Below are 1,465 nucleotides of genomic sequence, written 5' to 3' on the forward strand. Positions count from 1 at the left end.
CGCTGGCTATTGAGTTTTGTTAGAACAGAATGAGCGTGTGTGACCCAGTAGTCATAGCCGTTGTAAGCCTCTTCCAGTGAAGGAATTTTGCTGTTGGTTTTTAGATCTTTACTATTAAGAGAGTCATCCAATCCAATCGATTTTCTCTCTTTATGAAGGGTTGTCAAAGCGTCGTAAATTTGCAGGTCGACATTAGAGCTATAGAATCGATGCTGCTTTGAAAACTTATATGTATGGCCTTTATCGTTAATGGTCGTTTTGGCTGCATGATCGATGGCTTGTTGCTCAAACTTATTGATCGCTTCATCCAGGTCTTCGATCAGTTCTTGCTGTAACTTACGTAATTGTTTGACCCTGAGTGATTGGGCGCCTTCAATCGCATCTTTCTTGAGCATCACTTCGCCTAAGGAACTCCCCTCTATCCTTACAACGGCACCTTCAACTCGGCTTTCGATGTTCTCAATCTTTATTGAATACGCTTTCTCAATTCGATCAATATCGGCCGTTACGTTGATGAGATTAATCTCTCTATCATCATCTGGGAAAGTTAGCTCATTATGGTTGTAGGCTTTGTGCAATGCGGCTCTCTCTAGCAGTGCCTTACGATAGGCCGCGGCTTTTTGGGCGCTAATCTGGTTTAGGAACACTTCATGGGTAATGCTATTGAATTGATCCATTACACCTAGTTTGGTCAACTGTGCGAGCACCGTTTGTTTATCGCCATTTAATGCTTGTTGGCAACGCTCATTATCTTCGGTGACGTATTTTTTTGCCTCTTCTGTTAAGAGTATTAGCATTTGTTTTGTTGTGTGTGGGTGCTCAGGGACATAAAGAGCATCGACATATTTTGGGGTGGAGCATTGAGTGAGTATTAACTGGTTGTTTGAAAAGGTCTGTTTTTCTGCACGTTCACCTGAAGTGTTATCGATTTCTTCGGGCAGAATTAGCTTGTTACCATCGAAAATTAGGTCGATATCTTTAATCTGATGAGCGTTAAGTTGGTGCAATGTTGCCACTTCGGTATTGTAGTATTTGGCAAGCTGAGAGAGGGTTTCTCCTCGTCGTATCACGTGTGTTTTCATGCGAGTAATTCCTTGACGAGTTTGGTCGTAATAAGAGTATTTGAGGCGTGGCTGTTTTGACTCTCCACGCTGTCTAATGAATAGCGGTTCGACACTAAAGGGGATAAATGTGCAGAGTGAGCGAGTCCTAAAATGCCATCAATCTCATTTTGTTCTCCATACTGAGCAATCTTGGCAAAGGTGGAGGGGGAGTAGAATCTCAGCAGGTATAACCGCCCGTTTTCACTCGTCACCGTGATGTTTTTTTGCAGAGACGCCATCGCTTGATCTGCGGTAACTTGTTGTGAAAAAGTGAAAACGACTCCGCTAGTCGCCCACTCAGAGTCTGTTTCCCATCTTTGCCAAATCGCGCTTTTAGGCGCTACTCGGATACAAATAGGACT

The 1,465-nt window shown here is 43.3% G+C and carries 2 protein-coding genes; both read right to left on the reverse strand.

The genetic code is table 11. From position 1 onward, the window contains the following. Positions 1-1,082: LysM peptidoglycan-binding domain-containing protein (locus ACQEXR_RS20075; RefSeq protein WP_427021028.1), on the reverse strand; the 1,082-nt coding region annotated here is incomplete at its 3' end. Further along, a partial coding sequence (locus ACQEXR_RS20080) for a DUF4123 domain-containing protein (RefSeq protein ID WP_427021029.1) occupies positions 1,079-1,465 on the reverse strand: 387 nt, incomplete at its 5' end. The genes ACQEXR_RS20080 and ACQEXR_RS20075, both read right to left, overlap by 4 nt.

The sequence above is a fragment of the Vibrio sp. TRT 2004 genome, assembly GCF_050113735.1.
Taxonomy (GTDB): domain Bacteria; phylum Pseudomonadota; class Gammaproteobacteria; order Enterobacterales; family Vibrionaceae; genus Vibrio.